Source organism: Alistipes sp. DJF_B185, from assembly GCF_964250025.1.
Taxonomy (GTDB): Bacteria; Bacteroidota; Bacteroidia; order Bacteroidales; family Rikenellaceae; genus Alistipes; species Alistipes finegoldii.
Window position 1 is genome coordinate 75,881 of record NZ_CAXUDY010000010.1, and the last position, 7,071, is coordinate 82,951.

A 7,071-nucleotide genomic window follows, 5' to 3' on the forward strand; every position below is an offset into this window, starting at 1 on the left:
ACTTCCCGCCGGACTGCCATTTGTCATGTCTTTTGCCGGCATTGACTATTCATGTCTATATATGACTATAACTGACAAGGTATTCTCTCACACGTTTATTCTTTTTTTCTTTGCGGCGTAGGACGATAATCCGCCATCGGGAACGTCCGCCTTACAAAACGCCCAATTGTCACATGGAATTAATGTATAAATCATAGTTATGGACAGCATTGAAAGGAAAAAAACAAATCCGTATCATATCAACGAGAAGGAGATACTGGATATAGTTGCCGCTAAAGGCTCATATTTGAGCTGCATTTCCGGGGATCTGGAAGAGGTGGCGCCCCACAAGGAATCTTCATCCCGGCCGGAGAGTAAAAAGACGGTAACGGAGGAAGAGGTAAAAAAATATATTGAAGCCCTCCTGAACAACTTTTCATCCAACCGGCGCAAGCCCCTGCATATTGACGCACAGGTGTACGAATGTATCTCAGACATTGTCTGGGCGGTCAGACGTAAGGATTTCACTGTTTCCGGTGTTATAAGCCGCATACTGGTTGAACATATCAAGGAAAACGCCGACGTGATAAGGAAGATCACAGGACGGGATTACAAACTGTTCCAGCCGTAATATGACGGGAAATCCTCCTTAAAACGGCTCTGGAGGGGGAGTCGGAAACCACGACACCCATCCGGAAGTGCCTTTGGAAAGTATTTTGAACTGTATTTCAATAATTTGAGTTTCTGACAGGAAGCTATTTTAAATGGAAAGAAAATGGAAGTATATTACATTGAAGCCGGAATCTTTGAGGAGATGCTGGCGCGGGCTGATAGCCTGTCCGCGCAGGCGGACCGCTTGTATGAAAAGAACAGGGAAAAGAAACCGGGGGAATGAATGGACAACCAGGATGTCTGCCTGCGCCTTGACATCTCTCCACGTACCCTTCAGACTCTCCGGGATACCGGACGGCTGGCATTCACCCAAATCCAACGGAAAATCTACTACCGGCCGGAGGACGTGGAAAAGCTGATGGTCTATGCCGCCATGAAACGCAAGGAAAAGGCGGTGAGAGAAAAAAGAAAGAATGACAGTATTAATTGGAAGCGACATGGAAGGGATTATTAGCAAAGAGACGGGCAGTGTCCGCCGGTTCTTTGGCCTGCTGGATAACATTCAGACGAAGTTGGAAAGGCTTGCGGAGGATAACCGCCCCCTGTTTAACGGTGAGCGTTTTCTCTCTGACAAGGAGTTGTCGGACCTGTTAAAAATCAGCCGCAGATGCCTGCAGGATTATCGGGACCAGGGGCGTATTTCTTATATCCGGCTGGGCGGAAAAATTTTGTATAAGGTATCCGACATTGAGAAACTCCTGGAGGATAATTATCATGAGGCCCTGATATAATCGGGGGCGTTCAATATTTAAGAATGCCGGCCGGAACCATTGAGAACATCGGTTCCGGCCGGCATTTCATTATTAGGACATTTCCGTCAGGAGGACCGTATCCCCTTTCTGTCTTCTTTTCATCAGCCGGTCCATGTCACCGGATATCTTCTGGTCAGTAACCTGTGCATAGACCTGCGTACTGTTGATGTTCGTATGGCCCATCATCTTGGCGATGCTCTCTATCGGGATGCCGGAGGACAGTATCAGGGTTCCGAACGAATGCCGTGCCATGTGGTAGGACAGGTTCTCCTTCATGCCCAATGCCACGCCCATTCCATGTACCTCGTACCAGAGGACGTCGCGGACCGGCAGCGGGAATACCGGCCTGTCGTCATCCGTGGTGTTGTAAAGTTCCAGTATCTGTTCGGCTATGGGATGCAGCGGGATGAACGCCTCCACGTCCGTCTTGGCACGGCAGACGCGGATATATTTTCTTCCTTCCGAGGTATTTCCGATATGACGGGGATGGAGTGCTCTCGTGTCCGCATAGGCCAGACCGGTCAGCGAGGAGAAGATGAACGTCCTGCGTGCAAGCTCCATCATCGGGTCGGGCAGCGGGGTTTCCATCATCCGCTTCAACTCACCCCGGCTAATGTGCCTTAGCTTTAACGGTTCTTTCTTTTCATATGCCACATCCTCTATCGGATTGGCTCTCAATATCTCCCGGTCCACTGCTATATAAATAAGCCGGTTGAGCCAGCACAGACAATGGTTCACATGTCCCGGTTTGTGTCCCAATTCCTTTTTAAGAAAAACCTTGAACGATTCGGCGAACTCCTCGGTGATGTCCGAAAAGGCGATGTCCTTCATCCCGCGGGATTCGATGAACTGCCTGAGGTTGAGCTGCGTGGTCTTTGACTGGCGGTAGGTCGAGGTGGAGTTGATCTCTTTGGAGCGGACCCTGAGACGCTCGCGTTCCACCTCTCCGGCCTGTAGGAGGTATTCCGGCACGGAATTGGCACCTGACACGGTGGCCTTGAGTAGTTCGGCTGTGACCACTCCCTGATGCCTCAGCAGATTGTCGTATGCCTTTTCCAGCTGGTCACGGAAACCGGCGAGGCGGTTGTTCTCCCTGACTGTTCTGATCTCACACTTCTTGCTGTCCCAGTCCTCCGACCTGCAATAGATGCCGGTGGCAACGGCTGACTTCTTGCCGTCAATGCTGATCCGGCAGAGGACGGCGGTCGTGCCGTCCGATTTCACCTTGTTACGGTTGATGTAGAATAAGAGCTTGAATGTACTGCGCATGGTAATGATATTTTTAGGGTTAAAGGATGAGTTTCAAATCACGGGTTGCCTCGATGAACCTGTCCATATCCTCGAACAGCCGCTTCGGGCTGACACGGGCGTAAATTTGTGTGGTCTTGATGTTGGAGTGTCCCAGCATTTTGCAGATGGTCTCGATCGGTACTCCCTCCTCGAGCGTGACCAGCGAGGCGAAAGAGTGCCTCCCCATGTGGTAGACAAGGTCCTGGCTGAGTCCCGCCATCAGACGCAGGGCTTTCATATTTCCTCTGAGGGTATGGTAGTCCTGTGGCGGGAAAAGAGTCTCGCGGGTATCGTCCCGGTATTTCTCAATCAGTGCGACGGCTTCCGGCAGCAGCTTGACACGTCCAAGGTAGTTGGTCTTCTTTCTCCGGTATTTCAGCCAGAGGCTGCCCCCGTCATCGGTGAAGAGGTTCTCCCGGGTGATGCTTACCGCATCCGCGTAGGCAGTCCCTGTATAGCAGGCGAAGAGGAAGAGGTCTTTGGTGATAATATGTGACCTGCGTTTTTCCAGAATTTCCAGATCACGCAGCTTCTCGAAATTCTCACGGCTCAATGCCTTCGGCGTACTTTCCTTCTGCTTGGGCAGCTTGAAGTGGCAGAAATGGTATTTCTCGGAATGGCCCTCCTTGTAGGCGATGCGGCAGATCTTTTTCAGGATGGCCAGGTAATGGCGCACCGTCTCCATCGCCAGTCTCTTCTTTTCCAGGCAGAAGTCCTGGTAGTCACGGATGAACTGCTCGTTGAGCTGTCCGAAGGCAAGGTCCGAGACCTTGAACTCCGTTTTGATGAATTCGGCAAGGGTACGCCGGGTGTACACGTAGGTCGACATTGTTGTCGGCGCGCGGTCCACACCGACACGGACTTTCATCTCTTCATTGTGCCGGTCGAGAAGTTTGAGCAGGGTCATCTGCATGCCGGCATTTCCCTGGAACAGGTCCCGGACTGCGGCGGCATCGAAATCCTTTTTCCTTTCCATGAGGGAGTCGAAGGCAGAGTGTACGGCAAGCAGCAGCCTCTCTATTTTTTCGTTGGTCTCTACCGCTTCCCGGCTCTTGCCGTTCAGCCGGCTTTCACGCGCGTTCCATAGCTCAGGGGTACAGGAGAGCTTGCAGCTGAACTGCGCCATCGTACGGTTGAGGGTGATACGGCCCATGACCGGGGCCTTGCCGGTCTTGTCCGGCTCGCTCTTTTTCAGGTAGAACAGCACCTTGAATTTTTCCACTTTCATACGCTTCTTTTTTAGGTTGTAAAAATACTCCTTTGAAAAGCGTTCTTCGACATGCAAAACATTGAGAAACAGTGAATACAAATCCGTTCTGTCTCTACCGGTAAAAATCCGGTTACCTGTCGTTGTTTCCGAAACAGGCGGCTAACAGTCTGGTAACTGAAACGCTGCAATATTTTATTTCCTTTTGCAGGTCAGGCTATTTTGCAATTCCCGCAAAATGCTTAATTATAAACGATTTACGTTTTATTCTCACCATTCTGTTTTTTACTGCATTTCTAAATATTACTCACATGGCTCGGCATACCTTCGCTACGACGATTACGCTTGCGCAGGGCGTACCGCTGGAAACCGTATCGAAGATGCTGGGGCATAAACATATCACCACGACCCAAATCTACGCTAAAATCACCAACGACAAGATCGGACAGGATATGACGGCATTGAGCGAGAAACTCAACAGCGTCTTCAAGGTCGCGCAGTAATCCGGCGCGATCCCGGAATATCATATCCCAGTCATTTATTTCCGCCGGCAGGGAATTAAACGCCGGAGATGGAAATATGCAAGGCCATGCGAATCGCCCGAGGGCGAGCCTTGCATATTTCCATCCCCGGCGTTCTGCTGGTCGCTACCGTCGGAATAGGCGGCTTTCTGCGACATGGACGCTACCCTGCGGACGCTACCCAAATCCACGACCGGAACACTTATGCCAATAGACGGCAAATAACCTGTGACGGGAGTTTTCCGACGCCGCCTTTCTGGTTGCAGATTGAAATGTTTGCAGATTCCATGAATCGAATGTGTTGAGAATTATTTAAGTGAGTAAGGATTTCTTTTGCTGCCTGCTTCGATAAACAGCCGTATGAATGCAGATTTGTTTAGATATTTATTTCTTGAATTATATATTTCTCCGTTTCTGCATCGAATCATCCGCATATCCGGGTGATTATTCCGATAAATATTTGTCCAACCGTCTGTTTCTTTATCTGAATATTTGTTTCGATGGCAATATACAACCTGCCGAAAAGCTTCGCTTCCGATGTCCGCTCTGGTCCGCTCCAGTCCGTTCAGCGGGCTTTTTTTCATCTCCAGACGTTGTAATATTGCATCGGGAACCGACCCGGCCACAAGACCCGTAACGGAGAACTTCCGAAACCATCGGTAAAAATTTACTGCGGCGGACCTTTACCCTCGCCAGAGGGTAGCGAGCTGTGTTTTTGTCCGACAAAAACGCTCGCTCTGCGAGGCCGGGGCCGCTCCCAAGTCGCGCCCCTTTTTCAAGCTATATATGGATACCAACCGAAAACAGACCGACAAGAAGCCCCGAACGCCGAGTTATAAATACTCGTTTCGGCTTAACGAGGAGCAAAACATCCGCTTCAACGAACTGCTCTGCAAAGCCGGATCGGAGCATAACCGCAGCCGTTTTATCGTCAAAAGAATCTTCGCCGAGGAGTTTGTCGTCATCAAACGCGACCCGTCGAAGACGCAGTTTATTGCCCGGCTGAACGAGTTTTATTTTCAATTTCAGAAACTGGCCAATAACTGTGCGCCCGTCAAGGCGATATAATAAATATAGCGATGGCAAGCTATTAGGTAAGTGTTCTTTGCAAATAACCTATCATCAACCGACTTATCTGAGAGGGAAACCGGACAGGGAGTGTAGCATGTCGGGGTAAACCATAAGTCAGTCAGTTATCGGACTGCGACTGAATGGGGTGATGAAAGACAGATATGAGGATAAAATCCGGATTGATTGAATGACAGCCTGAGCGGTACCTGCCGAAACTGTGACGTTAGGGTAACTATACTCGTCATATCGTGATACTCTCATTGTGGTAGTTGTACAGAGAGAGCAAGAACTTATCACGACGCAACTGCAATAAGCAGTAAAAGGCGGACGTCATATCCGACAATCTGTCGTGCCATAGTTATTATATCGTAAACGGGGATTACCTAAACCGGAATGCCGTAAGGCTATTGGACGAAGGTCTATGAATATCCGGTATGGTAACGGAGCCGCCGTAGTAGTCCGCGCGGGGGAAAGCCTCGTACAAGGCGAAGGGCGGCAGCTAATATTCATTAATACGATTAACGGAAAATGCGAGAGGCATTATGAGAAGTCCCGCAAGAGTATTAAACAGTCTGACAAAGCATAGTCAAACCACGGAATACAGGTTTGAGAGGCTTTATCGTATTCTTTTCAATGAGGAAATGTATTATCTGGCTTATCAGCGAATATATGCCAAGCCGGGTAATATGACACAAGGTGCAGACGGAGAAACCATCGACCGTATGAGCCTTCCCCGCATTGAGAAACTGATCCTTTCGTTGAAAGACGAAAGCTACTCTCCCCAGCCATCGAGAAGAGTACACATCCCGAAGAAAAACGGAAAGACACGACCTCTCGGCGTACCCTCTTTCGACGACAAACTGGTGCAGGAGGTAGTACGAATGGTACTGGAAGCTATTTACGAAGGTCACTTTGAAGATACTTCGCACGGCTTCCGTCCGCATCGCAGCTGCCACACCGCATTGAATGCCGTACAGAAGACTTTTACGGGTAAGAAGTGGTTCATCGAAGGAGATATAAAAGGTTTCTTCGACAATGTCAATCATGATATTCTGATCGACATCTTGAAGGAACGTATCTCCGACGAACGATCCATACGGCTTATCCGGAAGTTCCTCAGGGCGGGTTATCTGGAACAATGGCGATTTCATGGAACGTACAGCGGCATGCCGCAAGGCGGAATTATCAGTCCGGTACTGGCGAACATTTACTTGGACAAGCTGGATAAGTACATGAAAGAATATGCCACCGGATTCGACAGGGGTAACAGGGTAAGAGCGTGCCGTGAATACGAAGCTCTCACTTACCAAAAGAGGCTGGTTATGCGTGAACTCAAAACAGCGACAAATAATGTAGAAAGAAAAGTGCTCGTCAAACGGCTCAAAGAGATAGACAAAACCCGATCCGCGATGCCGTGCTTCGACCCTATGGACGGAAACTTCAAGAGGCTTAAATATGTGAGGTATGCCGACGACTTCCTCATTGGAATTATCGTAAGTAAAGTAAAGATCAAGGACGATATAAAGCGTTTCCTTGCAGACAGACTGGCATTGGAACTATCGGACGAGAAAACGCTCGT

The 7,071-nt window shown here is 49.4% G+C and carries 7 protein-coding genes and 1 pseudogene; 6 read left to right on the forward strand and 2 right to left on the reverse strand.

Annotated features, from left to right (window positions below; all coding sequences use genetic code 11):
• Positions 1 to 199 precede the first annotated feature (199 nt).
• From ACESTR_RS12350 to ACESTR_RS12360, 3 genes are all read left to right on the forward strand, one after another.
• Positions 200 to 610, forward strand: coding sequence for a DUF3408 domain-containing protein (locus ACESTR_RS12350; RefSeq protein WP_373179327.1), 411 nt, complete (start codon positions 200 to 202; stop codon positions 608 to 610).
• A gap of 264 nt (positions 611 to 874) precedes the next feature.
• Positions 875 to 1,105, forward strand: a complete 231-nt coding sequence (locus tag ACESTR_RS12355) for a helix-turn-helix domain-containing protein (RefSeq protein ID WP_373179328.1) — start codon at positions 875 to 877, stop codon at positions 1,103 to 1,105.
• A complete protein-coding gene (locus ACESTR_RS12360) occupies positions 1,089 to 1,382 on the forward strand; it encodes a helix-turn-helix domain-containing protein (protein WP_373179332.1) in 294 nt (97 codons plus the stop codon). Before ACESTR_RS12355 ends, ACESTR_RS12360 begins: the two co-directional genes overlap by 17 nt.
• Positions 1,383 to 1,454: 72 nt before the next feature.
• Here ACESTR_RS12360 and ACESTR_RS12365 read toward each other — a convergent pair whose 3' ends face one another.
• Positions 1,455 to 2,672 (reverse strand): site-specific integrase, encoded by a 1,218-nt coding sequence (locus ACESTR_RS12365; RefSeq protein WP_373179329.1) that lies wholly within the window; start codon positions 2,670 to 2,672, stop codon positions 1,455 to 1,457.
• 19 nt (positions 2,673 to 2,691) lie between these two features.
• Positions 2,692 to 3,921: a site-specific integrase gene (locus ACESTR_RS12370; RefSeq protein ID WP_227042965.1), complete on the reverse strand. Its 1,230-nt coding sequence runs from the start codon at positions 3,919 to 3,921 to the stop codon at positions 2,692 to 2,694.
• Positions 3,922 to 4,211: 290 nt separating this feature from the next.
• Between ACESTR_RS12370 and ACESTR_RS12375 the strand changes: the two genes are divergently transcribed.
• The 3 genes and pseudogenes from ACESTR_RS12375 to ACESTR_RS12385 all read left to right on the forward strand — a co-directional run.
• Entirely contained in the window at positions 4,212 to 4,403 is a 192-nt protein-coding gene (locus tag ACESTR_RS12375) for a tyrosine-type recombinase/integrase (RefSeq protein WP_373179330.1), read from the forward strand.
• 804 nt (positions 4,404 to 5,207) lie between these two features.
• Positions 5,208 to 5,465: pseudogene (locus ACESTR_RS12380) on the forward strand (hypothetical protein); the annotation flags it as partial.
• Positions 5,466 to 6,034: 569 nt separating this feature from the next.
• Positions 6,035 to 7,071: reverse transcriptase/maturase family protein (locus ACESTR_RS12385; RefSeq protein ID WP_373179331.1), on the forward strand; the 1,037-nt coding region annotated here is incomplete at its 3' end.